Source organism: Paraburkholderia sp. UCT70 (assembly GCF_050434085.1).
Classification (GTDB): domain Bacteria; phylum Pseudomonadota; class Gammaproteobacteria; order Burkholderiales; family Burkholderiaceae; genus Paraburkholderia; species Paraburkholderia tuberum.
Genome location: NZ_JBNPVZ010000004.1, coordinates 2017550 through 2043803, shown reverse-complemented (window position 1 = coordinate 2043803; position 26254 = coordinate 2017550). Strand labels below are relative to the sequence as shown.

The window sequence follows — 26254 nt, the reverse complement described above, 5'->3', positions numbered from 1 at the left end:
CGCCGCCTTCAATCGAGCGCGTGGTCGTTCGGATGCGCGAACAACGCGCGGTTCTGCTCGGACAGCGGGAAATTGACGTTGATGCCATGCGGCGGAATCGGCTGCGTGAACCACTGCCGATACAGACGCTCGGCGTCGCCGGACGTCTGCGAGCGCACGATCACGCGATTCACGAGCGCGCGGAACGGCTCGTCGCCCTTGCGGAACATGCACGCATAAACCTCGTAGCCAAGCGGCGTGCCCGTCACGATGAAATCGTCGGGATGCGGGTCGGTCGCCTTGAAACCGTAGACGATCGGCTCGTCCATCACGAACGCCACCGCGTGACCGTCCTTCATCGCGTTGAAGGCGTCCTGATGGTCGCGCACGCTCATGATGCGCATGTTCAGCTGCTTGTCGGTGTTGAGGCTGCGCAGCAGGCGCTCGTCGGACGTGCCCGCGGTCGTCACGACCGGCTTGCCGGCCAGATCGGGGAAATCGGTGATGCCGCTGTTCCTGCGCGTGATCATGCGCACCGCGTACTGGAAAATGCTGTCTGAAAACGCGGCGACGTTCTCGCGCTCGACCGTGTGCGTGGTCGAGCCGCATTCGAGATCGATCTGGTTGTTCAGCAGCATCGGCGTGCGGTTCGACGACGTCACCGTGATTTCGTGAACCCGCAGCTGCGCCATGCCGAGCGTTTTCCTGATTTCATCGACGATCTGCATCGCGATCGCCTGCGAATAGCCGACCGTGCGCTTGCCGTCGAAGTACGAGAACGGGATCGACGCCTCTCGCACGCCGAGCACGACGACGCCGTCGTCGTGAATCTTTCTCAGCGTGCCGGTCAGTTCATCCGCGCGGGCGGAGCCGGCGAACGCGAGCGCGCCACAGGCGGCCAGCGTAAGCAGCACGCTGTGCATGCCGCGTAGCAGACGCGGGAAGCGTGAGCCGCACGCGTTCCGTGCGACGCGATACCTACCTTCAGACCCTTCCCCGTGGCGGTCTGCAACCTTCATCGGACCTCCCGGACCGGCGCGCTCAGGCGAGCGCGCAGTGAGTGTCGATCGAAACATCCGGCAACCCGGATGGGCCCGCAACGCCGGGCCCTCGCTGGCGCGGTCTCAGGCCGGCTTGCCCCAACTGTCGCGCAGACTGACGATGCGGTTGAATACGGGCTTACCCGGCTTCGAATCGACGCGGTCGGCGACGAAGTAGCCGTGGCGCTCGAACTGATAGCGCTGCTCCGGCAGCGCATGGCGCGCGCCGGTTTCGAGGTAGGCCTGGACCACGCGCTTCGAGTCCGGATTCAGCGCTTCGAGGAAGTCGCGGCCGCCGGCGTCCGGTTGCGGTTCCTTGAACAGCCGGTCGTAGATGCGCACTTCGGCCGGGCACGCGGCCGCCGCGCTGACCCAGTGGATATTGCCCTTGACCTTGTAATTGTTCGCGCCTTCGGTGCCCGATTTGCTGTCCGGGAAGTAGTTGCAGTGGACCGCGACGATATTGCCGTTCTCGTCCTTGTCCGCGTGCGTGCATTCGATCACGTAGCCGTAGCGCAGCCGCACCTTGTTGCCCGGGAACAGGCGGAAGTAGCCCTTCGGCGGCGTCTCCGTGAAGTCCTCGCGCTCGATCCACAACTCGCGCGAAATCGGAAACTCGCGCAGGCCCTGTTCCGGATGATGCGGATGCACCGGTGCGTGGCACGGCTCGGTGAGGCGTTCGGGGAAGTTGTCGATGATCAGCTTGACCGGATCGAGCACGGCGGCAATGCGCGGCGCCTTCTCGTCGAGATCGTCGCGCAGCGCGCCTTCGAACACGCTCATGTCGATCCACGAGTCGACCTTGGTCACGCCGATGCGCTCGCAGAACAGCTGGATCGACTCGGGCGTGAAGCCACGCCGGCGCAAGCCGACGATGGTCGGCATGCGTGGGTCGTCCCAGCCTTCCACATGGCCTTCGTTGACGAGTTGCAGCAGCTTGCGCTTGCTGGTGATCGCATAGGTCAGGTTCAGGCGCGAAAACTCGATTTGCTGCGGCAGCGGACGCCCGAAGACACCGGCCTCGGCGAGTTCGTTCAGGATCCAGTCGTACAGTGGGCGGTGATCTTCGAACTCGAGCGTGCACAGCGAATGCGTGATGTTTTCGAGCGCGTCCGAGATGCAGTGCGTGTAGTCGTACATCGGGTACACGCACCAGGCGTCGCCGGTACGGTAGTGATGCGCGAAGCGGATGCGGTAGATGACCGGGTCGCGCATGTTGAAGTTCGGCGACGACATGTCGATCTTCGCGCGCAGCACGTGCTCGCCTTCCTTGAACTCGCCCGCCTTCATGCGGCGGAACAGGTCGAGGTTTTCCGCGACCGAACGCTCGCGGAAGCGCGACGGCGTGCCGACTTCGGTGGCCGAGCCGCGGTTCGCGCGGATTTCCTCGGCCGACTGGCTATCCACGTACGCGCGGCCGCGCTGGATCAGCAGCTCGGCGAACTCGTACAGCTTGTCGTAGTAGTCGCTCGCGAAGTACAGATGCTCGGTGCGGTCCTTTTCCCATTCGAAGCCGAGCCAACGCACCGAGTCGATGATCGACTCGACGTACTCGACGCTTTCCTTTTCCGGATTGGTGTCGTCGAAGCGCAGATGGCACACGCCGCCGTAGCTGCGCGCGATGCCGAAGTTCAGGCAGATGCTCTTTGCGTGACCGATGTGCAGATAGCCGTTCGGCTCCGGCGGGAAGCGCGTTTCGACACGCTGGTTCCATTTGCCGGTGCGGTTGTCGTCGTCGATGATGTTGCGGATGAAATTGGATGCCGCGGGCGCGTCGTTGCGTTCGGTATTCATGCGAGAAGATGAGAGTCCGTGGGGGCGCGCAATGCGCCCGTGTAGCCGTCAATTCTACCTGACGAGCCCGTTCGCGGCAGGTGGTTGCGGCGCGCAGCCAACGGCGGAGTGGGTTTGGCGCGGCTGCCGGAGTCAGGGAAGCCGGCGCGCGGGGCTGTAACAGGAGGTAAAACGGGTTGGCGACGCGCGACGCGCCGACTTAGGATGCGCTGCTGCGCGCGGCCCGCGCGCCTGTGCTGGGCCTTCGCGCGGGGCGGGCTTGCCCGAGCCGTCCACGCTGTCCTTCATCTTCCTGCACGAGGCTGCGCTGCTCGTGCGCCATGCTCGCCTCGTTGCCGGAGTTTTCTCGGATGTTTGTCCCGACGCACGGCGCGTTTCGCGCGCCCTTTGCCCGCGCTTTGGCTAGCGCCCGATTTTCTTGCCGTAACCGTCGTGCGCTCGCTTCGGCCTGGCTTGCCGCGCTTGCCGTGAACGTGGCCGCGCCGCTGTCCGCCGCCGCGAAAACACCGGCGCCGAAGCCGGCGCTCGATGCGTCGGCAGTCGCCGCGCCGGATAGCTACAGCGCTGACACCGCGCAGCAGATCTTCGCCGCAGGCGGCAACGCGGTCGATGCCGCGGTTGCGATGGCCTTCACGCTCGCCGTCACGCGGCCCGATGCGGGCAACCTCGGCGGCGGCGGTTTCATGACGCTGCTGGTCGACGGCAAGCCGTATTTTCTCGACTATCGCGAGCGCGCGCCGCAGCAGGCGACCCGCGACATGTACCTCGACGACAAGGGCAACGTGGCGCCGGGCATTAGCATGGTCGGGCATCGCGCGGCGGCCGTGCCGGGCACTGTCGATGGCATGTGGGAAGCGCAGCGGCGCTTCGGCAAGCTCAAATGGAAGCAGGTGCTCGCGCCCGCGATCCATTACGCGACCGACGGCTTCCAGGTCGACCCGCGGCTGCAGCAGCGACGCGACGCGGCCGTGAAGAGTTTCGCCGGCAAGACCAATTTCGACGCCTACTTCGCGAACCTGAAGGCGGGCGCGATGCTGCGCCAACCGGAACTCGCGCAGACGCTGGGGCGGATCGCGAGCGACGGCGGCCGCGAGTTTTACGAGGGCCGCACCGCTCAAATGATCGCCGCGCAGATGTACGGCCACGGCCTGATCACGAGCCAGGATCTGAGCCAGTACAAGGCTCTGTGGCGCGAGCCGCTCGCGGCCGACTGGCACGGCTACCGCGTGATCACCGCGCCGCCGCCGAGCTCGGGCGGCCTCGGGCTGATCCAGATGCTGAAGATGCGGGCCGATCTGCAGCCAGCGTTCGACGGCCTTGCGTTGAATTCAGCGCCGTACATCCATCTGATCGCGCAGATCGAGGATCGCGTGTTCGCGGACCGGCAGCGCCATATCGGCGACCCGGACGCATCGCCGGTGCCGGTCGCGAAGCTGATCGACGACGCCTACCTCGCGCAGCGCGCGGCCGAAGTCAAAGCCGACGAAGCGCCGGCCGCCGCGACGGTGAAACCCGGTGTCGACGGCGGCGCGGCGACGGAGAAGACGCAAACCACGCATTTCTCGGTGGTCGACAAATGGGGCAACGCGGTGTCGAACACCTACACGCTGAACGGCGATTTCGGCTCGGGCGTCGTGGTGGACGGCGGCGGGTTCCTGCTGAACGATGCGATGGACGATTTCGTGATCAAGCCAGCCGTCGCTGGCGCGACGGGCGCGGCGTCGACACCCGGCGCCGCCGATGCCGAGCCGGATGCGATCGCGCCAGGCCGCCGCCCGATTTCGTCGATGACGCCCACGCTGCTGCTGAAGGACGGCAAGATCGCGCTAGCGATCGGCACGCCCGGCGGCTCTCGCATCCTGACGACGATCTTCCAGGTGATGACGAATCTGTACGACTTCGACATGTCACCGACGGACGCGCTCGCCGCGATGCGTTTCCATCATCAGCTGCTGCCGCAAAAGACGATCTACTTCGAGCCGTACCGTCCCGCGCCGGATGAGCTCGCCACGCAATTGAAGGCGCTCGGCTTTACGGTCGAGCAGCAGTCGTTCAACGGCGACGTGCAGATGATCCGCGTGGACGGCACGACACCCGAGCCCGCGAGCGATCCCCGTGGTGGTGGCGTGGCACGCGTGATACGGTAGACGGCCCGCCGCGCTATCCCGCGAGTGGGCGATAAGCCGAAAACGGGGAAGCACGATGACCGAACACCAACCAACCACACTCGTTCTGCCGGGCTATCTGGACTCCGGCCCAGGCCACTGGCAAACGCGCTGGGAAGCGCTCGATCCCGCGTTCGTCCGCGTGCAGATGCCGGACTGGGACCACCCTTCGCGCGACGCCTGGTGCCGCACGCTGGCCGCCGCGCTTGACGCCGTGGACGCGCCGATCGTGTTCGCCGCTCACAGCCTCGCCTGTCTGACCACGGCGTTCTGGGCCTCGCAGTACGCAAGCGCGGCGCAGCTTGCGAAGGTGGCCGGCGCGCTGCTGGTCGCCGTGCCCGATCCGGACGAAGCGCACTTCCCGAGGGACGCGGGCGGCTTTGCGCCGGTGCCGCTCACCCGCCTGCCGTTTGCGACGATCGTGGTGGCGAGCAGCGACGATCCTTATGGCGGCGTGGCGTTTTCACAAACCTGCGCGAACGCGTGGGGCAGCCGCTGGATCGGGATCGGCGCGCGCGGCCACATCAACGCCGACAGCGGTCTCGACGATTGGGACGAGGGGCGGGGCTGGCTGGCTTCGCTAACGGCGATGCGCTGAGTCTCGCCGCCTCCTCGATCAGATCACCGCTTTGCGCTTCAACTCGGCAATCGTCTGCGCGTCGTATCCGAGCACGTCGCTCAGCACCCGCTCGGTATGCTCGCCAAGCAGCGGCGGATGGCTCAGCGCCTGCGGCGGCGTGCCGGTCATGGTGATCGGATTGCGCACGAGCTTGACCGTGCCGCCCGACGGATGCGGCAGATCGACCTGCAGACCGCGCGCGACCACCTGCTCGTTGTCGAACACTTCGTCGAGGTTGTTGATCGGCCCGCACGGCACGCCGGCCGCTTCGAGCGCCGCGATCCATTGCTGCTTGCCCTGCCGGCGGACCATGTCCGCGAGCATCGGCACGAGCAGTTCGCGGTTGCGCACGCGCGCGGGGTTGGTTGCGAAACGCTCGTCGTCGGCGAGTTCCGGGCGGCCGCCCACTTCGACGAACTTGCGGAACTGTCCGTCGTTGCCGACCGCGACGATGATCCAGCCATCGCTGGTCTGGAAGGTCTGGTAGGGCACGATGTTCGGATGCGCATTGCCCCAGCGCGCCGGCGGCTGGCCGCTCGCGAGGTAGTTCGAGTTCATGTTGGCGAGCATCGCGACCTGCACGTCGAGCAGCGCCATGTCGATGTATTGGCCAACGCCCGTGCGGTCGCGGTGCGTGAGCGCGGTCAGCACCGCGATCGTCGAGTACATGCCGGTCATCAGGTCGGCGATCGCGACGCCGGCCTTCTGCGGGCCGCCGCCCGGCTGACCGTCGCGCTCGCCGGTGATGCTCATGAAGCCGCCGATCCCCTGCACGATGAAGTCGTAACCGGCGCGTTGCGCATACGGGCCGGTCTGCCCGAAGCCCGTCACCGAGCAGTAGATCAGGTCGGGCTTGACCTCTTTGAGCGAGTCATAGTCGAGGCCGTACTTCTTCAACTGGCCGACCTTGTAGTTCTCGAGCACGACGTCGCTTTGCGCGGCCAGTTCGCGCACGATCCGCTGACCCTCGGGGGACGCGATGTCGAGCGTGACCGAGCGCTTGTTGCGGTTCGCCGCGAGATAGTAGGCGGCCTCGCGCGTGTCCGCGCCGTCCGGCGTTTTCAGATAGGGAGGCCCCCAGTGGCGCGTGTCGTCGCCGACCTCGGGGCGTTCGATCTTGATGACGTCGGCGCCGAAATCGGCGAGCGTCTGCGCGCACCACGGACCGGCGAGCACGCGGGTGAGGTCCAGCACGCGGATGTGACTGAGAGCGCCCATGTTTTTGAATGTCTCCTGATGGTTGCAGGCCGCGCGGCGAGCTGCCATGCGTTATTTCGCGCGAAGTTTCGTGGAAGTCATCTTAAGCGATTCGCGCTCGCGGGCGCAGTCAGCCGAACGTCATGGCGCGGATCGGACGATCGGACACGCGAGCGCCAACCAGGCCGCGCGCTTGCCGATCCCGTATAATCAGTCGCTTAAAGAAACAGACAGTTGGCGCATCCCACCGACCGTCAGGAACCGTCAGGACCGTCCCCCGCCCGCTATGAAAGCCGCTGAAATCCGCGAGAAATTCCTCAAGTTCTTCGAATCGAAGGGCCATACGATCGTCCGTTCGTCGAGCCTCGTGCCTGGCAACGACCCGACACTGCTCTTCACCAATTCGGGGATGGTGCAGTTCAAAGATGTGTTCCTCGGCGCGGAATCGCGTCCGTATTCGCGAGCCACGACCGCGCAGCGCAGCGTGCGCGCCGGCGGCAAGCACAACGACCTCGAGAACGTCGGCTACACCGCGCGTCACCACACGTTCTTCGAGATGCTCGGCAACTTCTCGTTCGGCGACTACTTCAAGCGCGACGCGATCCACTACGCGTGGGAACTGCTGACCGGCGTCTACCAGCTGCCAAAAGACAAGCTCTGGGTCACCGTCTACCAGGAAGACGACGAAGCGCACGACATCTGGGCGAAGGAAGTGGGCGTGCCGGTCGAGCGCATCATCCGCATCGGCGACAACAAGGGCGCGCGCTACGCATCGGACAACTTCTGGCAGATGGCCGACACCGGCCCGTGCGGCCCGTGCTCGGAAATCTTCTACGACCACGGCCCGGACGTGTGGGGCGGCCCGCCGGGATCGCCCGAGGAAGACGGCGACCGCTACATCGAAATCTGGAACCTCGTGTTCATGCAGTTCAACCGCGACGCGCAGGGCAACATGACGCCGCTGCCCAAGCAATGCGTGGACACCGGCATGGGCCTCGAGCGTATCGCGGCCGTGCTGCAGCACGTGCACAGCAACTACGAGATCGACCTGTTCCAGGCGCTCATTCAAGCCGCTGGCCGCGAAACCGGCGTGACCGATCTGGGCAACAATTCGCTGAAGGTGATCGCGGATCACATCCGCGCGTGCTCATTCCTGATCGTCGACGGCGTGATTCCGGGCAACGAAGGCCGCGGCTACGTGCTGCGCCGTATCGTGCGCCGCGCGATCCGCCACGGCTACAAACTCGGCAAGAAGGGTTCGTTCTTCCATCGCCTCGTGGCCGACCTGGTCGCGCAGATGGGCGAAGCCTATCCGGAACTGGCGCAGGCCGAGCAGCGCGTTACCGACGTGCTGCGTCAGGAAGAAGAGCGCTTCTTCGAGACGATCGAGCACGGCATGTCGATTCTCGAGGCCGCATTGGCCGATCTCGACGCCAGGGGTGGCAAGACGCTCGACGGCGAACTCGCGTTCAAGCTGCACGACACCTACGGCTTCCCGCTCGACCTGACCGCGGACGTCTGCCGCGAGCGCGAAGTGACGGTCGACGAACCCGCGTTCGACGACGCGATGTCGCGTCAGCGCGAGCAGGCTCGCGCGGCGGGCAAGTTCAAGATGGCGCAGGGTCTCGAATACTCGGGCGCGAAGACCACCTTCCACGGCTACGAAGAAATCGTCTTCGACGACGCCAAGGTCGTCGCGCTGTATGTCGATGGCGCGTCGGTGCAGGAGGCGCAGGCCGGCCAGCAGGCGGTCGTCGTGCTCGATCACACGCCGTTCTACGCGGAGTCGGGCGGGCAGGTCGGCGACCAGGGGGTGCTCGCGAACGCCAGCACGCGCTTTGCGGTCGTCGATACGCTGAAGGTTCAGGCCGACGTGGTCGGCCACCACGGCACGCTCGAGCAGGGCACGCTGAAGCTCGGCGACATCGTCAAGGCCGAAATCGACGCGGTGCGCCGCGCCCGCACGGCGCGCAACCACTCGGCCACGCACCTGATGCACAAGGCGTTGCGCGAAGTGCTCGGTTCGCACGTGCAGCAGAAGGGCTCGCTCGTCGACGCCGACAAGACCCGCTTCGACTTCGCCCACAACGGGCCGATGACGGACGAGCAGATCCGCCGCGTCGAGGAAATCGTCAACGCCGAAGTGCTGGCGAACGCGCCCGGCATCGTGCGTGTGATGTCGTACGACGAGGCGGTGAAGGGCGGCGCAATGGCGCTGTTCGGCGAAAAGTACGGCGACGAAGTGCGCGTGCTCGACCTCGGCTTCTCGCGTGAGCTGTGCGGCGGTACGCACGTGAATCGCTCGGGCGACATCGGTTTCTTCAAGATCGTGATGGAAGGCGGCGTCGCGGCCGGTATCCGTCGCGTCGAAGCGATCACAGGCGACAACGCGGTGCGCTACGTGCAGGAGCTCGAAGCGCGCGTCAACGCGGCCGCGGCCGTGCTGAAGGCACAACCGGCGGAACTCACGCAGCGCATCGGCCAGGTGCAAGACCAGGTGAAGGCGCTCGAGAAGGAACTGGGCGCGCTGAAGTCGAAGATGGCGTCGAGCCAGGGCGACGAACTCGCGGGCCAGGCGATCGAAATCGGCGGCGTGCATGTGCTCGCGGCGACGCTCGAAGGCGCGGACGTGAAGACGCTGCGCGAAACGGTCGACAAGCTCAAGGACAAGCTGAAGAGCGCGGCGATCGTGCTCGCGTCGGTCGAAGGCGGCAAGGTCAGCTTGATCGCGGGTGTGACCGCCGACGCCAGCAAGAAGGTCAAGGCGGGCGAACTGGTCAACTTCGTGGCCCAGCAGGTGGGCGGCAAGGGCGGCGGCCGTCCGGACATGGCGCAGGCCGGCGGTACCGAGCCGGCCAACCTGCCGGCGGCGCTCGCGGGCGTCAAGGGCTGGGTCGAAGGGCAGCTTTGATTCTGATGGTCGGCTGAGTCCGGCTCGACGCGAAGTCGAGCCGGGTTCGACGAAGGGGCCACGCGGTGCGCCAGCAGGATCGGCGCGTTGCGTGGCCCCTTCGCTTTTGCTGAAGCCGACCGGGTTGCGTCGAACCTGGTCGGCGGGGCGGATTCAACGATCAGACCACATTCGCATCCGCGGAAGCCACCGCATCCACCTCGGCCGTCCCTTCCTGCGACGCCACCAGCGTGCGTCGCAGCGCATTGAGCGCCGACGAAAAATGCCCGCGTCGCCACACCAGCAGCGTGTCGATCATGCCGATATCGGGCAATTCGTGCACCGCGATATTGCTCGTGTCGGTCTGCAGATCGAGCACTGAGCGCGGCGCGACCGCGACGCCCGCGCCGGCCGCCACGCACGCGACGATCGCGTGATACGAGCCGAGCTCCAGCACCCGTTGCGGCCGCGTGCCGTGCTCCAGATACCACTTCTCGATATACGCGCGATAAGCGCAGCCTCGCTCGAACGCGATCAGCGTCGATAGCGCGATGTCGCGCACTTCGCGGATCGGCCGATGACCGCGCGGCGTCAGCATCACGAGTTCCTCGCGGAAGATCGGCACGGTCTCGAACAGATCGCCGAGCGTGGCCGGATCTAGCGGCGTCGCGACCAGCGCCGCATCGACCTCGAACTCGCGCACCCGCTCGATCAGCCTGCCGGTCGTGCCGGTCTCCAATTCCAGTTCGACGGCCGGCCATTGCTGGTGATATTGCGCGAGCAGGCCCGGCAGACGCGTCGCCGCGACGCTTTCCATCGTGCCGAGACGCAGACGCCCGCTCGGACGATCCTCGCGCACCGCGTGCCGCGCCTCGTCGGCGAGCGCGAGCAGCCGTTCCGCGTAGGGCAGCAGCGTCTCGCCGGCCGGCGTCAGCACGAGGCGGCGGCCGTCGCGGATGAACAGCTCGGTGCCGAGCTGCTCCTCGAGCTGCTTGATGCGCGTGGTCACGTTCGATTGCACGCGATTGAGCTTCGCCGCGGCGCGCGTCACGCCGTTTTCGCGCACGACCGCGCGAAAAATGGTCAGAGCGGCCAGATCCATGATTCTCTCCTAGCGATGAATAACATCCTAATTATTCACTTTTCGTGATCAAAAGGTCAAGCTAACATGGATTCACACCATCGCCGATTGACCGTCCGACCATGAACGATCTCGCTTCCCACGCGTACCCGCGCTTCCACGAGCCGCACGCCGCCCGGCGCGCGGCGCTCGCCTGCATGGTCACGCTGGCCGTCGCGCTCGGTATCGGGCGCTTCGCATTCACGCCGCTGCTGCCGCTGATGCTGCACGGCGCCGCGCTCGGCCAGCCGCAGATCGATATCCAGCATGGCGGCTGGCTCGCGTCGTTCAATTACGCCGGCTATTTCGCCGGCGCGATGACGTGCGCGGCGCTGCGGGTCGAGCCCGCGCGCATGGTGCGCGTCGGACTCGCCGCGACCGTGCTGCTGACGCTCGCGATGGGCGTCACCGGCCAGTTCTGGGCGTGGGCGCTGGTGCGCTTCGTCGCCGGCGCGGTCAGCGCATGGACCTTCGTGTTCGCGTCGCAGTGGGGCTTGCGGCGGCTCGCCGAACTCGGCGCGCAGGCGTGGAGCGGCGTCATCTATACGGGGCCGGGCGTGGGCATCGTCGGCACCGGCTTGCTGGTCAGCGTCGCGGGTGGCTATGGCGCGGTGGTCGGGTGGATCGGCTTTGCGGTGATCGGCGCGGTGCTGTCGGTGCTGGTGTGGCCGGTGTTTGGCGAAGCGCGGCGTGCGGGAACAGCGAAGCCTGCCGCTGCAAGCTCCGCAACCGCAAAGCCCGCCACCGGATCGCGCGCCAGCGCAAACCAGCCGCCTCGTACGGCCGGCATTCAGACGAGCCATGCCGTCCACCGCGCCGACGCGTTCTGGCTGGTCCTGCTCTACGGCATACCGGGCTTCGGCTACATCATCACCGCGACCTTTTTGCCGGTCATCGCGCGCCACGCGTTGCCGGGCTCGGCGTGGCCGGACCTGTTCTGGCCGATGTTCGGTGCGGCGCTGATCGTCGGCGCGTTGCTCGCCGCGCGTTTGCCCGTGCATTGGGACAACCGCGCGCTGCTCGCGGGCGCGTATGTGCTGCAGGCGCTCGGCATCGCGCTGGGCATCGTGTGGCCGACGGCGGCCGGGTTCTCGCTCGGCAGCATCCTGATCGGCCTGCCGTTCACCGCGATCACGCTATTCGCGATGCGCGAGGCGCGGCGTCTGCGCGGCGACGACGCGGCCGGGCTGATGGGTTATGCGACGGCGGCCTATGGCATCGGTCAGATCGCAGGTCCGTTGGTGGCCGCGCCGATTGCCGAGCACACGGGGTCGTTTTCGCTGGCGCTGTGGCTCGCCGCAGGCGCGCTGCTGGCGGGGGCGGCGGGCCTGATCGCAGTGACGCGCGTGCCGGGAGGCCCGCGCCGTGGCCGCATGCCGGATTGCGGTTGCAGCTAAGACGCGAAAACAAATCTCGCACGAGCGCACTAAAATGACCGCTTTCCGTCATTCCCTCGCGCCTGTCGCCGGGCGCGTCGCTCGACCATGCAACATTTCGCGTCCGACAACTACGCCGGCATCTGTCCCGAAGCGCTCGACGCGCTGATCGCCGCCAACAACAGCGGCCACGAGCCGGCCTACGGCGACGACTCCTGGACCAACCAGGTCTGCGACCGTCTGCGCGACCTGTTTCAGACCGATTGCGAGGTGTTCTTCGTGTTCAACGGCACGGCGGCCAATTCGCTCGCGCTCGCGTCGCTGTGCCAGTCGTACCACTCGGTGATTTGCCACGAACTCGCGCACATCGAGACCGACGAGTGCGGCGGTCCCGAGTTCTTTTCGGGCGGCTCGAAACTGCTGACGGCGCCGGGCATCGCCGGCAAGCTGACGCCCGATGCGATCGAGTCCATCGTCACGCGGCGCGCCGATATCCACTATCCGAAGCCCAAGGTCGTCACGCTGACGCAGTCGACCGAGGTCGGCACCGTCTACAGCGTCGAGGAAGTGCGCGCCATCGCGGCGATCGCGAAGCGTCGTCATCTGAAGGTGCACATGGACGGCGCGCGCTTCGCGAACGCGGCCGCCGCGCTCGACGTGCATCCGTCGGAGATTACGTGGCGCGCGGGCGTCGACGTGCTGTGTTTCGGCGGCACCAAGAACGGCTTGCCGGTCGGCGAGGCGGTGGTGTTCTTCGACCGCGCGCTCGCCGACGATTTCGCCTATCGGTTGAAGCAGGCGGGACAGCTCGCATCGAAGATGCGCTTCATCTCCGCGCCGTGGCTCGGCCTGCTCGACAACGACGTATGGCTGCGCAATGCGCGTCACGCGAACGCGATGGCGCGTCTGCTGGAGACGCGGTTGCAGGAAATCCCCGGCGTGAGCATCATGTTTGCGAGCGAATCGAACGCGGTGTTCGCGCAGTTGCCGCCGCGTGCCGCGAAGGCGATGCGCGCGCGCGGCTGGAAGTTCTACGAGTTCATCGGCGCGGGCGGTTGCCGGCTGATGTGCGCATGGGACACGCAGCCCGACACGGTCGAGCGTTTCGCCGCCGACGTGCGTGAGCTGTGCGTCGCGTGATGGAAGACGCGTGAGGTTGCTGGAACCCGAGTTACCACCGGCGCCTGGATGCACCACTCGGCACACTCGCGAAGCCACCCAACTACGCCCCGCTAAAAAACACGAAACAAAGAGACGTCCCCCGCCATGACCGAGTACCGATTCTGTCCCCGCTGCGCGAAGCCCCTGACCGAACGCGCCGACCCCGACCACGAGGGCGGCCGCGTCCGTCAGAGCTGTCCCGATACCGAGTGCGGCTACGTCCATTGGAATAACCCGCTGCCGGTCGTCGCGGCGATCGTCGAGTACGAGGGCAAGATCCTGCTTGCGCGCAATGCCGCGTGGCCCGAGGGCATGTTCGCGCTGATCACCGGCTTCCTCGAAAACGGCGAGACGCCGGAGCAGGGCATCGCGCGCGAAGTGATGGAGGAGACGTCGCTGCACGCCGAGTCGGTCGAGCTGATCGGCGTGTACGAATTCATCCGCAAGAACGAGCTGATCATCGCGTATCACGTGAAGGCGCATGGGACGATCGCGCTGTCGCCCGAGCTGCTCGAATACCGGCTCGTCGAGCCCGCGAAGCTGCGGCCGTGGCGCGCGGGCACCGGCCAGGCGCTCGGCGAATGGATGCGGCGACGCGGGTTGCCGTTCGAATTCGTCGAGCGGCCGGGGCAGTGAGGCGTTCGGCCCATCGAGCCGCAACATTAGCCAGCACACAGACGACGCAGAAATCACAGCCAACATGGAGACAGCCCACAACGCACGCGACACCACACGACTCGACACATCCATCGACGCATCACCGAACCGATCATCCACGTCAATCGGCGGTCAATGAGCGCACGCTCAGGGAGAAAACGGCATGGCCTACATCTACTACCTGACCCATATTCATCTGGGCTACGACGCACTGTCGCAACTGTCGTCCGAGTGCGCGCGCATCGGCATCGAGCGGCCTCTGGTGATAAGCGACAAGGGCGTCGTCGCGGCCGGCATCGCGCGGCAGGCACTCGACGCGCTGAAGCTCGGCGACGTGCCGCTGTTCGACGACACGCCGTCGAACCCGACCGAGGAAATGGTGCTCGCGGCCGCCCAGGTGTATCGCGACGAGCGCTGTGACGGGCTGATCGCGGTGGGCGGCGGTTCGTCGATCGATCTCGCGAAGGGCGTCGCGATCGCGGCCACGCATCCGGGGCCGCTCACGCAGTACGCGACGATCGAAGGCGGCAGCGCGAAGATCACCGACGCCGTCGCGCCGCTGATCGCGATTCCGACCACGGCCGGCACTGGCAGCGAAGTCGCGCGCGGCGCGATCGTGATTCTGAACGACGGCCGCAAGCTCGGCTTTCACTCGTGGAATCTGCTGCCGAAATCGGCGCTGTGCGATCCCGGTCTCACGCTCGGCCTGCCGCCGGGGCTGACCGCCGCGACCGGCATGGACGCGATCGCGCATTGCGTCGAGACCTTCCTCGCGCCGGCCTTCAATCCGCCCGCCGACGGTATCGCGCTCGACGGCCTCGAACGCGCGTGGCACAACATCGAGCGCGCGTGCGCGGACGGCCGCGATCGCGAGGCGCGCCTGAACATGATGAGCGCGTCGATGCAGGGCGGGATGGCGTTCCAGAAGGGCCTCGGCTGTGTGCACTCGCTGTCGCATCCGCTGGGCGGCCTGAAGGTGAACGGCCGCACGTCGCTGCATCACGGCACGCTGAACGCGGTCGTGCTGCCCGCGGTGCTGCGCTTCAACGAGCGCGCGCCGAGCGTGGTGGCCGAGCGTCGCTATGCGCGCATGCGTCGCGTGATGGGGGTGCCCGAGCATGCGGATCTCGCGCAGGCGCTGTTCGACATGACGGCGCGGCTTGGACTGCCGACCGGCCTCAGGCAGATGGGCGTCGACGAAAGCATGTTCGACAAGGTCGTGCAGGGCGCGCTGGTCGACCATTGTCATCGCACGAATCCGCGCGAGGCGAGCGCCGAGGACTATCGCCGCATGCTGACCGAGTCGCTGTGATCCTCGCATCCACCAACCGCCACGTCCGATGAACAAACCCGCCCCCGCCGGCCGCGCCGCGTATCCGCACTTCCTGCCGATCACCACGCGCTGGATGGACAACGACGTCTACGGCCACGTGAACAACGTGGTCTACTACAGCTATTTCGACACCGTCGTGAACGAGTATCTGATCCGCGCGCGCGTACTCGATTTCGAACACGGCACGACGATCGGGCTGGTCGTCGAGACGCAGTGCAACTACTTCGCGCCGCTCGTGTTTCCCGATCGCATCGACGCGGGCTTGCGCGTCGCGCGGCTCGGCACGTCGAGCGTGCGCTACGAGGTGGGGCTATTTCGCGACGGCGACGCCGAGCCCGCCGCGCAAGGACACTTCGTGCACGTCTACGTGGATCGCGCGACGCGTCGTCCCGTGAACCTGCCCGCCGAGCTGCGCGCGGCGCTCGAACCGTTGTGCGTCGTCGGGCCGGCGGACTAGACGCGTGCAGTCGTTCATCATCACTCTGCTCAACGGCCTGAGCTACGGGCTGTTGCTGTTCATGCTGTCGGCCGGGCTGACGCTGATCTTCAGCATGCTCGGCGTGCTCAACTTTGCGCATGCGAGCTTCTATATGCTCGGCGCGTACGTCGGCTTTTCGGTGGCGGCGCGCGCCGGCTTCTGGAGCGCGCTGGTGGTTGCGCCGCTCCTCGTCGGTCTGCTCGGCGCGGCGCTCGAACGCTGGCTGCTGCGGCGCGTGCGCGGGCACGGGCATCTGCCCGAACTGCTGCTGACGTTCGGCGCCGCCTATCTGCTCGGCGAACTCGTCAAGCTCGGCTGGGGGCTCGGTCCGCTGTCGGCGAGGATTCCGGCGGTGCTCGACGGTCCGCTGTTCTCGCTGTACGGCGCGGTCTTCACGCGCTACCGCGCGTTCATGATGGCGGTGTCGCTCGCGATGCTCGCGGCGCTCGTCGCGATGCTGCGCGTGTCGAAGACGGGCTTGATCGTGCGCGCCGCGCTCACGCATGCGCAGGCCGTCGAAGCGCTCGGGCACGACGTGCCGCGCGTGTTCACCGGCGTGTTCGCGGCCGGCACCGCGCTCGCCGCGCTGGCCGGCGTGATCGGCGCGCCGCTGTTCGTCATCGAGCCGGCGATGGCGGAGTCGCTCGGCTCGATCGTGTTCGTCGTGGTCGTGATCGGCGGGCTCGGGTCGCTGAGCGGGGCGCTCGTCGCGTCGCTGCTGGTGGGGTGCCTGCAAACGCTGGCGGTCGCGAGCGATCTGTCGTTGGGCGATGTGGTGTCGCTCGCCGGCGCCGTGCTGCCGCCCGAATGGGACGCGCTGACGCTCGCGCAACTGGCGCCGCTGCTGCCGTACCTGCTGCTCGTCGCGTTGCTGGCGACGAGGCCGCGCGGGCTGTTCGGACGGCGTGACGATCATGCGTAAGCGGAGCGGGTCGTCAAACGCGCTGGAAAGCGAGGTGCCGCCTCGCGGGGGCGGCCGTGCGCTCGCGCCGTGGCTCGCGCTCGTCGCCTTTCTGGCCGTACCGCCTTTCATCTGGCCGCACAGCTGGCTGCTCGGCTATCTCGCGCAAAGCGCGACGATGATCGTGTTCGCGCTGTCGTACAACCTGCTGCTCGGCGGGACCGGGCTGCTGTCGTTCGGGCACGCCGCTTATGCGGGGCTCGGCGCGTTGATCGCCGCGCGGGTGTTCAACGCGGGCGGCATGCCGCTCGTGCTGCTGCCGTTGGTCGGCGGCATCGGCGGCGCGCTGTGCGGCGTGCTGTTCGGCTTCATCGCGACGCGCCGTGCCGGCACCGCATTCGCGATGATCACGCTCGGTCTCGGCGAGCTCGTCGTCGCGGCCGCGTGGACGCTGCCGGGCTGGTTCGGCGGCGAGGCGGGCGTCGCGATCGATCGCGCGAGCGGGCCACTCTTCGTCGGCTGGAGCTTCGGTCCGGCGCGCGAGGCCTATGCGCTGATCGCGCTGTGGAGCGTCGTCGCCAGTGTCGCGCTGTTCGCGCTGTCGCGCACACCGTTCATGCGGCTCGCGAACGCTGTGCGCGACAACCCGGCGCGCGCGGCGGCGATCGGCTGCTATCCGCGGCGGGTTCGCTATGGCGTGATCGTGCTGTCGGCGTTTTTCGCGGGCATCTCGGGCACGCTCGGGCTGATCAATATCGAGCTCGTATCGACTGAGAGCGTCGGCATGATGCGCTCGGGCGCGGTGCTGATCGCGACCGTGATCGGCGGCACGGCGGCGTTCTTCGGGCCGGTCGCGGGGGCGATCGTGCTGACGTTTTTCAGCGTGGTGGTCGCCAGTGTCACGCGGGCGTGGCTGTTCTATCTCGGGCTGTTCTTCGTCGTCGTCGTGCTGGCCGCGCCGGATGGGCTCGCCGGCTTTGCCTCGCGGCAGACGGCGCGGATTGCCGCCAACGGCTGGCGACGTTGCCGCGCCGCGTATTTGTGGAGCGCGGCGGCGGGGTTGCTGTGGCTCGCGGCCATCGTGTTCGCGGTGCAGTGGGCCTATGCGGCGCAGTTCGGCGCGGACGAAGGTGCGGTTTCAGGTGTGTTGTTCGGCGCATTGTTCGGCGCCGGTGCAGGTGCGGGCGCTGGCGCGGGTACCGATGTCACCCTCGCGCCGCCGCTGTCGCCGCTTGCCGCCTCGCCGCTTCCTCTTGCGCTGGCGCTCGTTGCGCTCGCCGCTCTGGCTGCGCTGACCACGCGCCATGCGCTGCGCGCGCATGCGCGCGTCACGGCCCATGCACGCGCGGCACGATTCCCCGGAGCCGCACGATGATCCCCGCACTCGCGCTCCACGGCATCGAAAAGCGTTTCGGCTCGACGCAAATTCTGCGCGGCGTCGATCTCGCGATCGAGCCAGGCGAGCGGCACGCGCTGATCGGCCCGAACGGCGCGGGCAAGTCCACGCTGTTCAACCTGATCGGGGGCGGCGCGCGGCCGAGCGCGGGGCGTATCCACCTGTTCGGCGCGGACATCACGCGGCTCGCGCCGGCCGCGATCGCGCGCCGTGGCCTCGCGCGCAGCTTTCAGAGCACCAGCGTGTTCGCACGGCTGTCCGTGTTTGACAACCTGCGCTGCGCGGCGCAGCTTGCCGAGCGCGATCGCACGCGCTGGTGGCAGCGTCTGACCGGCACGGCCGCGGTCGATGCGCGCGCCGCCGACGTGCTCGACGCGGTCGGCCTCGGCGCGCGCCGCGACGTCGCGGCCGGCACGCTCAGCTACGCGGAGCAGCGCGCGCTCGACCTCGGCATCGCGCTCGCGGGCGGCGCGCACACGCTGATGCTCGACGAACCGACGGCGGGCATGAACCGCGCGGAAGCGGCACGCGCGATCGAGCTGATCCGCGACACCACCGCCGGCCGCACGCTGCTGATGGTCGAGCACGATATGGATGTGGTGTTCGCGATCGCCGATCGCATTTCGGTGCTGGTGCAAGGGCGCATCATCGCAAGTGGATCGCCGGCCGCGATTCGCGCGGACGCGGCGGTCCGGGCCGCGTATCTGGGCGAACGCTTCGACGTCGGCTCAGGCGCGCGGGCGGGTGATGAACCGGACCACGGAGCAGGCCGATGAGCGCGCTGCTCGACATTTGCGACCTGAATGCGTGGTACGGCGCGAGCCAGGCGCTGCACGGCGTCACGCTGAGCATCGAGCCCGGCGAAGTGGTCGCGCTGGTCGGCCGCAACGGCTCGGGCCGCTCGACGCTCGCACGCGCGATCATGGGCCTCGTGCGCTGCGAGGGCGAACTGCGTTTCGCGGGGCGTTCGCTCGCCGGTCGGCGCACGTTCGAGATCGCGCGGCTCGGGCTCGGCTATGTGGCCGAGCATCGCGACGTGTTCGCCGCGCTGAGCGTGCATGAAAACCTGCTGCTCGGCATTGCGCCGGCTGCCGCATCGCGTGCGCGCGGCCGCGCGGCGCGCTTCACGCTCGACGACGCGTACGCGCTGTTCCCGGTGCTCGCCGGGCGCAAGCGCACGCGCGCCGGCGCGCTGTCGGGCGGCGAGCAACAGATGCTCGCACTCGCGCGGGCGCTGCTCGGAGATCCCGATCTGCTGTTGATCGACGAGCCCGGCGAAGGGCTCGCGAGTCTCGTGATGCAGCAGGTCGCCGCCTGTCTGCACGCGCTGCGCGAGCGTGGCGTCGCGATGTTGCTGATCGAGCAGCGGCTCGTGATCGCGCGGGACATCGCGTGCCGCGTCGCGGTGATGGGGCACGGCGAGATCGTGTTCGACGGCGCGCTGGCGTCGTTTATGTCGCGCGACGACGTGACGCGCGAATGGCTCGGGGTTGGCTGACGCGCGACTACGGACTAGTTAGTCAAGCATCCTTGTTGATGATCCATTCGTGCGCCGGATCGTTATGGAAATGCCAGACCCGCTGGCTGCCCGCCATCACGTTCAGATAATACGAGTCGTAGCCGTACGGCACGATGACCGGGTGATAGCCGCGCGGCACCATCACGACGTCGTGATCCTCGACGGCCATCGATTCGTCGATATCGCGTGAGTCGGTGTACACGCGTTGGAATGCGAAGCCTTGCGGCGGATCGAGCCGGTGGTAATAGGTTTCTTCGAGCGAGCTTTCGAGCGGGATATTGTCGGTGTCGTGCTTGTGCGGCGGGTAGCTCGACGCGTGACCGCCCGGCGTTCTCACTTCGACCACCAGCAGAGATTCCGCCGGCTCGGTGTGCGGAAGGATGTCGCACACGTAACGCGTATTCAGCGACTTACCACGCGTCGAGCGCTTCATCGACGCTGGCTCGATCAGCCGCGCCGGATACTCGCCCTTGGCCGGCGCGCTCGCGACACCGATCTCCGCGTCGCGGCATGCGCGCACCGTCGCGCGCACCTTCGGCGGCACATACACCGCGTACGGCGCCGCGTCTTCGAACACGCTGTCGCGTGAACCGAGCGAGCTCCACGTCGTATCCCGCGTTTCGATATCGACCGCGCCGCTCAGCACGACGATGCAAGCTTCACGCGCCGGCTCGAACACGTAGACGAGTTCGTTCGCGCCGAGCCGGTACGCGGCGAATCCCACATAGCGCCAGCAGGCCGACTGCGGCGTCACGCGCGCGATCGTCTGGCCTTCGCGCTCTGCCTTCACTAATAAGCTCATGCTGCCTCCTTGCCGAGCGGCGCATCGACGAGCGCCCGCAAAGTTCCATATCCCTTCTGCGCATAGTCGAACGGCGGCGCGACCACCGGGTCCTGCTCCGCCTCGACGACGAGCCAGCCGCAATAACCGTGCCGCTTCAACCGGTCGATCAGCGCCGGAAAATCGACCGCGCCGTCGCCGGGCACCGTGAACGCACCGGCGATCACCGCATCGAGAAAACTCCAGTTGCGATTGCGTGCGAGCTTCATCACGGCGGGGCGCACGTCCTTGCAGTGCACGTGGCAAACGCGCGCGATGTGTTGGTCGAGCACGGCCAACGGATCGCCGCCCGCCAACGTGATGTGTCCGGCGTCGAACAGCAGGCCGACCGCGTCGCTTGTGCGCGCCATCAACTGATCGACGTCGGCAGGCGTTTCGACGTACGCGCCCATATGATGATGATAGGCGAGCCGCACGCCGCGACTCAGCGTATAACGCGCGAATTCATCGACGCGTGCCGCGTAGCCGGCCCATTGCCTGTCGCTGAAAAAGCGCGGCCGTTGATACAGCGGGCGCGGCGCGCCCTGGATCGAATCGGCGACTTCACCATACACCATCACGGTCGCGCCGTTCTGCGCGAGCAACTCCAGATGCGGGCCGACCGCGTCGATTTCTTCGGCTACGCTGCGCCTGGCCAATTGTCCCGAGTACCAGCCGGACACGAGCGCGAGGCCGTATTGCGCGAGCAGCGTTTTCAGCGCTTGCGGCTCGCGAGGAAACTTGTTGCCGAGTTCGAAGCCCTGATAGCCGATCTGGCGACCCTCGGTCAGCGCGACTTCGAGCGGCGTCTCGCCGCCGAGCGACGGCAGGTCGTCGTTCATCCACGACAGCGGGTTGATGCCGATGCGTACGTCGAAAGCAGTCATGCCGGAGTCCTCATGGTTCTCAGTCGTGATCGGCGCCCTGTGACGGCGCAGGCGTCGCGGGCGGCGCCGCGCGCGCGGCGAGCTGCGCGTCGTACTTCGCGCGGGCGTCGCGCACCTCGGTGCGCGTCGACACTTCGGGCACCGCGACTTCCCACCACCAGCCACCGTCTTCGGTGGTGCGAGCCGGGTCGGTGTCGATGCTGATCACGTACGTGCCTCGCGCCGCGCGCGCGCGTTGCAGTGCCGCTTCGAGCCCGGCGAGATTGCGCGCATGCTCGGCTTGCGCGCCGAGCGCGCGCGCATGCGCGGCGAAGTCGATGCGCGGCGCGCCTTCCGGTGCGTGCACGCAATCGTCGAGCAGATTGTTGAACGGTGCGCCACCGCAAGCCTGTTGCAGTCGATTGATGCAGCCGAAGCCGCGATTGTCGAGCACGACGACGATCAGCTTCGCGCCGAGCATCACCGAGCTCGCGATCTCGCTGTTCATCATCAGATAGCTGCCGTCGCCGAGAATCACGATCACCTCGCGCTCGGGCCGCGCGAGCTTGACGCCGAGGCCGCCCGCGATCTCGTAGCCCATGCACGAATAGCCGTATTCGACGTGATACGCGCCGGGCCGGCCCGCGCGCCATAGCTTATGCAGATCGGCGGGCAGCGTGCCGGCCGCGCAGACGACGATGTCGTCGGTCGGCGAGTGCGCGCTCGAACGCTGCACCGCGCCGATCACGTCGCCCTCGTAGGGCAGTACCGCGTCGCGTTGCGGCGCATGGGTGAGCGTTTGCACGGTGTCGCGCCAGCTCGCCGCGAGCTTGTGTGCGCGCGCGGTCCAGCTGCGCTCGGCGTGCCAGCCTTGCAGCGGCCCCGTTAACGCATCGAGCGCGAGTTTCACATCGGCTTCGACGACGAAGCCGCGATGCTTGAGCGCGTCGAATCCGTTCGCGTTGATCGCGATCACGTCGGCTTGCGTGAACAGCGTGTTCGAGCCGGTCGTGAAGTCCTGCAGCCGCGTGCCGAGCGCGAGCACGCAGTCGGCGTCATGCGCAAGCGCGTTGGCAGCCGCTGAGCCGGTCACCCCGAGCGCGCCTGCATTCAGCGGATCGTTCCACGCGAGCGAGCTTTTGCCGGCCTGCGTTTCCGCGACCGGCACGCCATGCGCGCTCGCGAAGCGGTGCAGCGCATCGGCCGCGCGGCTGTACAGCACGCCGCCGCCCGCGACGATCAGCGGACGCTTCGCGTGCCGCAAGCGCGCGCACGCGGCGTCGATATCGTCGCTACGCGGCGCGGGTGCATGAAAGCGCACGACACGCGGCGTGAAAAAGTCCTCCGGGAAGTCCCACGCCTGCGCCTGCACGTCCTGCGGCAGCGCCAGCGTGACGGGGCCGCACAACGCGGCATCGGTGAGCACGCGGATCGCGCGCGGCAGCGCGCTCAGCAATTGCGCAGGATGCACGATGCGGTCGAAGTAGCGCGACAGCGGCTTGAACGCGTCATTCGCGGACACGCCGCCATCGTTGAAATCCTCGACCTGCTGCAAGACCGGATCGGGCGCGCGCGACACGAAGATGTCGCCGGGCAACAGCAGCACCGGCAAACGGTTCACGTGCGCGAGCGCGGCCGCGGTCAGCAGATTGGTGGCACCTGGGCCGATCGACGTCGTCACGGCCATCATGCGGCGGCGAAAGTGCGCCTTCGCGTAGGCGATCGCACTGTGCGCCATCGCCTGCTCGTTGTGCGCGCGCAAGGTCGGCAGCGCGTCGCGATGCTGATACAGCGCCTCGCCGATGCCCGCGACGTTGCCGTGACCGAAAATCGCGAACACGCCGCCGAACAGCGGTTCGACGTTGGTGCCGTCTTCGCTGGCGACGCGTTGCGCGGCCAGATAGCGCACGAGCGACTGCGCCATCGTCAGGCGAATCGTGCCGCCGGTGCGCGCAGACGCGTGCGCCTGCGTCGCGCCGTTGGCGGATGGGGTGTCGTCATCCATGATGCGCTCGTTCATGCGGCCTGCTCCTGATGAGCGTGATGAGGTGTGCCATGCGCCGCCGGTTCGCCGCGCGCACCGCGCCACGCGGCGATCAGCGTTTCGAACGTGAGGCGCACGCGCGCGATCAGTTCGTCGTCGCCAATTTCACCGGCGAGCCACGCATGGCTCGGTTCGTGAAAGATCGTGCGGCCGACCGTGAAGCCGCGGCACGTCGCCGCTTGCGCGGCCGCGCGAAAGCCCTCGCTCAACTGCTCGACCGCCGCCGATAAACCGAGCAGCACGACGCCACGGCAATACGGATCGCGCTCGGCGATCAACGCGTCGATGGCCTGCCATTGCGCGGCGTCCATCGGTTCGAGCTTCCACCACTCGGGGTAGATGCCGAGGTTGTACAGGCGCTTCAACGCGCGAAACACGATGTCCGGTCCCTGCGGCAGCGACGCATGCTTCGGAGGAATCACTTCGAGCAGCAGTTCGTGGCCGCTTGCCTGGGTCGCGTCATACAGCGCGCGCAGTTGCGCCTCCTGTTCGAGCCGCTGCTCGATCGGCTCGTCGGGATGAAACTGCACGAGGCATTTCACGACGTGTTCCTGCGGCCACGCGATCAACGTGGTGCCGATCGAACGACCATGATCGAACACGAGCGGCACGGAGCCGGGCAGTTCGACCGGGCGGCCGATCCACCAGCCGCGACCGGTCGCGGCATTCAGCGCGTCCTGACCATAGCGGTCGTCGATCAGTACGCCGATGCGTCCCTGCAAGTTCAATGCACGTTCGGTTTGCGCGACCGCTTCGACGAACAGGCCCTTCAACCGGGCAATGCGCGCTTCGTCGGCACCGCTCTGCTGCGCGAGTTCGAAGAACGGGTTGCGATGATCGAAAGCGAAGCCGAGCACCTCTTGCCACGCTTTGCGCGCCGGCGACACGCGATGCAGTCTTGCGAGCTTCGCATCGCGATCGGGGCGGCGCATGCGTTGCGGATCGGCCTGCGCTTCGCGCAGGAAGTAGTCGAGTTCGGCCGGTGTCGGCATCGCCGGGGCGCAGCCGTGCCGAGACACGACCAGCGCGCCGCTCGCATTCGCGGCGCGCGCGCAGGCGTCGAGCGGCTGATCGCGCAGCCAGCCGGACAGGAAGCCGGAAGCGAACGCGTCGCCCGCGCCGAGCACGTTCAGCACTTCGACTTCGACGCCGCCATGAATCGGCGCATCGTCGAGCGATGCAGGCACCTCGCCGTCGATGATCTGACAGCCGAGCGGCCCGCGTTTCAGCACGAGCGTGGCCGGCGTCACCGCGCGCACCATCGCGAGCGCGTCGGCGAGGTCGGTCTTGCCGCTGGCGATGCGAAACTCTTCCTCGGTGCCGATCACCAGATCGAACAGCGGCAGAATCCGCTGCAAATGCGCGCTGACGCCTTCGCTCGCCACGAAACGCGTCTCGCCGTCGGCCTTGCCCGTGAGTCCCCACAGCACCGGGCGGTAGTCGATGTCGAGCACGGTGCGCACGTCGTTGCGGCGCGCGTAGTCGAGCGCGCGACGGCTCGTGCGATTGACCTGCTCGGTCGAGAAATGCGTGCCGGTGATCAGCAGCGCTTTCGACGACGCGATGAACGCCTCGTCGAAGTCGGCCTCGTCGACCGCCATGTCCGCGCAGTTCTCGCGGTAGAAGATCAGCGGAAAGGTGTCACGGTCCTTCAGGCCGAGCAGCACGAGCGCGGTCAGCCGATCGTGATCGATGCGCACGTGACTCACGTCGCAGCCTTCCTTCGTGAGCGTCTCCGTCAGGAAGCGCCCCATGTGATCGTTGCCGACGCGCGCCAGCATGGCTGCGGCAAGCCCGAGCCGCGCGCAGCCGAACGCGATGTTCGCTGACGAGCCGCCGAGATACTTCGCGAAGCTCGACACGTCTTCGAGCCGTGCGCCGACCTGCTGCGCGTACAGATCGACGGCCAGCCGGCCGAGGCACACGATGTCGCGGGCGCGCCCCGGCGCGAACCGGCTGTCCGCTGCGTTACCGCTGGAGGTGCTGGAGTGAGCCATGAATAGTCCTGAGTAACAGTGCGCGGTAGGTGCGCGTCGGCCAGCCGGGCGAAACGCGCCGAGGCTGGACGTGCCGCGCGAATCGGTCAGATCGTCGCGCCTTCGAGTTCGCCGATCATCTTCTGCATCTCGGCGCCGCCGGCCATCATGTCGAGCACTTCGTCCTTGCTGATCGTCTGTTTGGTGAACGTGCCGAGCGAGCGGCCGCGGTTGAGCAGCGTGAACGAATCGCCGATCGGATACGCGTGGTGCACGTTGTGCGTGATGAAGATCACCGAGATGCCTTTGGCGCGCGCCTTGTGGATCAGCTTCAGCACGTTGAAGCTCTGCTTGACGCCGAGCGCGGCGGTCGGTTCGTCGAGAATCAGCACGCGCGCGCCGAAGTGGATCGCACGCGCAATCGCCAGACATTGACGCTCGCCGCCCGACATCGTGCCGATCGGCTGATGCGGGTCGCGCACGTTGATGCCCATTTCGGCGAGCTTGTCGCGCGCGGTGGTTGCGCAGGTTTCGAGGTCCATCACGTTCAGAAGGCCGAACAGCTTTTTCTGCGGCTCGCGGCCCATGAAGAAATTGCGTGCGACCGATAGCAGCGGCACCAGCGCCAGATCCTGGTAGACGGTGGCGATGCCGAGATCGAGCGCGTCTTTCGGCGACGTGAAGTGCACCGGTTTGTCGTCCACCCGGTAGGTGCCTTTGCTCGGCTGATACACGCCCGCGAGCGTCTTGATCAGCGTCGACTTGCCGGCGCCGTTGTCGCCGAGCAGGCAATGCACTTCGCCGCGTTTGAGCCGCAGCGTGATGTCGTTCAGCGCGATGATGTTGCCGAAATAACGGCTGACACCTTCGAGCGACAAGATGATGTCGTCGGCGTTCGGTTCGGGGGTGCTCATCGTGAACCT

General features: G+C 67.2%; 21 protein-coding genes. 12 read left to right on the top strand and 9 right to left on the bottom strand.

Translation table 11 applies throughout. The annotated features are described in order from the left end of the window. Positions 1-8: 8 nt before the first annotated feature. Positions 9-998: a transporter substrate-binding domain-containing protein gene (locus OKW41_RS34960; RefSeq protein WP_429575437.1), complete on the bottom strand. Its 990-nt coding sequence runs from the start codon at positions 996-998 to the stop codon at positions 9-11. 105 nt (positions 999-1103) lie between these two features. Beyond that, positions 1104-2813: a glutamine--tRNA ligase/YqeY domain fusion protein gene (locus tag OKW41_RS34955; protein ID WP_429450920.1), complete on the bottom strand. Its 1710-nt coding sequence runs from the start codon at positions 2811-2813 to the stop codon at positions 1104-1106. A gap of 350 nt (positions 2814-3163) precedes the next feature. On the opposite strand from OKW41_RS34955, the gene ggt reads away from it, so the two are divergent. Together ggt and OKW41_RS34945 are read left to right on the top strand one after the other, a co-directional pair. Next, positions 3164-4960: a gamma-glutamyltransferase gene (gene ggt / locus OKW41_RS34950; protein WP_429575436.1), complete on the top strand. Its 1797-nt coding sequence runs from the start codon at positions 3164-3166 to the stop codon at positions 4958-4960. A gap of 55 nt (positions 4961-5015) precedes the next feature. After that, entirely contained in the window at positions 5016-5576 is a 561-nt protein-coding gene (locus OKW41_RS34945) for an RBBP9/YdeN family alpha/beta hydrolase (protein WP_429575435.1), read from the top strand. Positions 5577-5594: 18 nt separating this feature from the next. Here the strand turns inward: OKW41_RS34945 and OKW41_RS34940 are convergent, their stop codons facing one another. Beyond that, the gene (locus OKW41_RS34940; protein ID WP_429575434.1) at positions 5595-6815 is read right to left on the bottom strand and encodes a CaiB/BaiF CoA transferase family protein; all 1221 of its coding nucleotides are present in this window, start codon (positions 6813-6815) and stop codon (positions 5595-5597) included. A gap of 265 nt (positions 6816-7080) precedes the next feature. Between OKW41_RS34940 and alaS the strand changes: the two genes are divergently transcribed. Further along, on the top strand, positions 7081-9705 hold the full coding sequence (alaS, locus tag OKW41_RS34935; RefSeq protein WP_429575433.1) for an alanine--tRNA ligase: 2625 nt from the start codon (positions 7081-7083) through the stop codon (positions 9703-9705). Between the two features lie 160 nt (positions 9706-9865). Here the strand turns inward: alaS and OKW41_RS34930 are convergent, their stop codons facing one another. Further along, positions 9866-10786 (bottom strand): LysR family transcriptional regulator, encoded by a 921-nt coding sequence (locus OKW41_RS34930; protein WP_187610861.1) that lies wholly within the window; start codon positions 10784-10786, stop codon positions 9866-9868. Between the two features lie 101 nt (positions 10787-10887). Between OKW41_RS34930 and OKW41_RS34925 the strand changes: the two genes are divergently transcribed. From OKW41_RS34925 to OKW41_RS34885, 9 genes are all read left to right on the top strand, one after another. After that, complete coding sequence (locus OKW41_RS34925; RefSeq protein WP_429575432.1) at positions 10888-12201, top strand: YbfB/YjiJ family MFS transporter; 1314 nt, start codon at positions 10888-10890, stop codon at positions 12199-12201. Positions 12202-12288: 87 nt separating this feature from the next. Then, entirely contained in the window at positions 12289-13320 is a 1032-nt protein-coding gene (locus OKW41_RS34920; protein WP_429450912.1) for a threonine aldolase family protein, read from the top strand. Positions 13321-13446: 126 nt separating this feature from the next. Beyond that, positions 13447-13977, top strand: a complete 531-nt coding sequence (locus OKW41_RS34915) for an NUDIX domain-containing protein (protein ID WP_429450911.1) — start codon at positions 13447-13449, stop codon at positions 13975-13977. A 184-nt stretch (positions 13978-14161) separates the two neighbouring features. Beyond that, positions 14162-15310 carry an iron-containing alcohol dehydrogenase gene (locus OKW41_RS34910; RefSeq protein ID WP_429575431.1) on the top strand — a complete coding sequence of 383 codons (1149 nt, stop codon included), beginning with the start codon at positions 14162-14164 and terminating at the stop codon, positions 15308-15310. 28 nt (positions 15311-15338) lie between these two features. Beyond that, positions 15339-15788, top strand: a complete 450-nt coding sequence (locus OKW41_RS34905) for an acyl-CoA thioesterase (RefSeq protein WP_184028416.1) — start codon at positions 15339-15341, stop codon at positions 15786-15788. Between the two features lie 4 nt (positions 15789-15792). After that, positions 15793-16731, top strand: coding sequence for a branched-chain amino acid ABC transporter permease (locus OKW41_RS34900; protein WP_429575430.1), 939 nt, complete (start codon positions 15793-15795; stop codon positions 16729-16731). Further along, positions 16724-18085, top strand: a complete 1362-nt coding sequence (locus OKW41_RS34895) for a branched-chain amino acid ABC transporter permease (RefSeq protein ID WP_429575429.1) — start codon at positions 16724-16726, stop codon at positions 18083-18085. Before OKW41_RS34900 ends, OKW41_RS34895 begins: the two co-directional genes overlap by 8 nt. After that, entirely contained in the window at positions 18082-18882 is an 801-nt protein-coding gene (locus tag OKW41_RS34890; protein ID WP_429575428.1) for an ABC transporter ATP-binding protein, read from the top strand. Before OKW41_RS34895 ends, OKW41_RS34890 begins: the two co-directional genes overlap by 4 nt. After that, entirely contained in the window at positions 18879-19604 is a 726-nt protein-coding gene (locus tag OKW41_RS34885) for an ABC transporter ATP-binding protein (protein ID WP_429575427.1), read from the top strand. The genes OKW41_RS34890 and OKW41_RS34885 overlap by 4 nt, the downstream gene beginning before the upstream one ends. Positions 19605-19626: 22 nt before the next feature. Here the strand turns inward: OKW41_RS34885 and iolB are convergent, their stop codons facing one another. From iolB to OKW41_RS34860, 5 genes are all read right to left on the bottom strand, one after another. Continuing rightward, positions 19627-20427 carry a 5-deoxy-glucuronate isomerase gene (iolB, locus tag OKW41_RS34880; protein ID WP_429575426.1) on the bottom strand — a complete coding sequence of 267 codons (801 nt, stop codon included), beginning with the start codon at positions 20425-20427 and terminating at the stop codon, positions 19627-19629. Beyond that, positions 20424-21332, bottom strand: a complete 909-nt coding sequence (gene iolE, locus OKW41_RS34875) for a myo-inosose-2 dehydratase (protein ID WP_429575425.1) — start codon at positions 21330-21332, stop codon at positions 20424-20426. The genes iolB and iolE overlap by 4 nt, the downstream gene beginning before the upstream one ends. A 19-nt stretch (positions 21333-21351) precedes the next feature. Beyond that, a complete protein-coding gene (gene iolD, locus OKW41_RS34870) occupies positions 21352-23331 on the bottom strand; it encodes a 3D-(3,5/4)-trihydroxycyclohexane-1,2-dione acylhydrolase (decyclizing) (protein WP_429575424.1) in 1980 nt (659 codons plus the stop codon). Further along, positions 23328-25352 carry a bifunctional 5-dehydro-2-deoxygluconokinase/5-dehydro-2-deoxyphosphogluconate aldolase gene (locus OKW41_RS34865; protein WP_429575423.1) on the bottom strand — a complete coding sequence of 675 codons (2025 nt, stop codon included), beginning with the start codon at positions 25350-25352 and terminating at the stop codon, positions 23328-23330. Before OKW41_RS34865 ends, iolD begins: the two co-directional genes overlap by 4 nt. Positions 25353-25438: 86 nt before the next feature. Further along, the gene (locus tag OKW41_RS34860) at positions 25439-26245 is read right to left on the bottom strand and encodes an ATP-binding cassette domain-containing protein (protein ID WP_429575422.1); all 807 of its coding nucleotides are present in this window, start codon (positions 26243-26245) and stop codon (positions 25439-25441) included. Positions 26246-26254 lie beyond the last annotated feature (9 nt).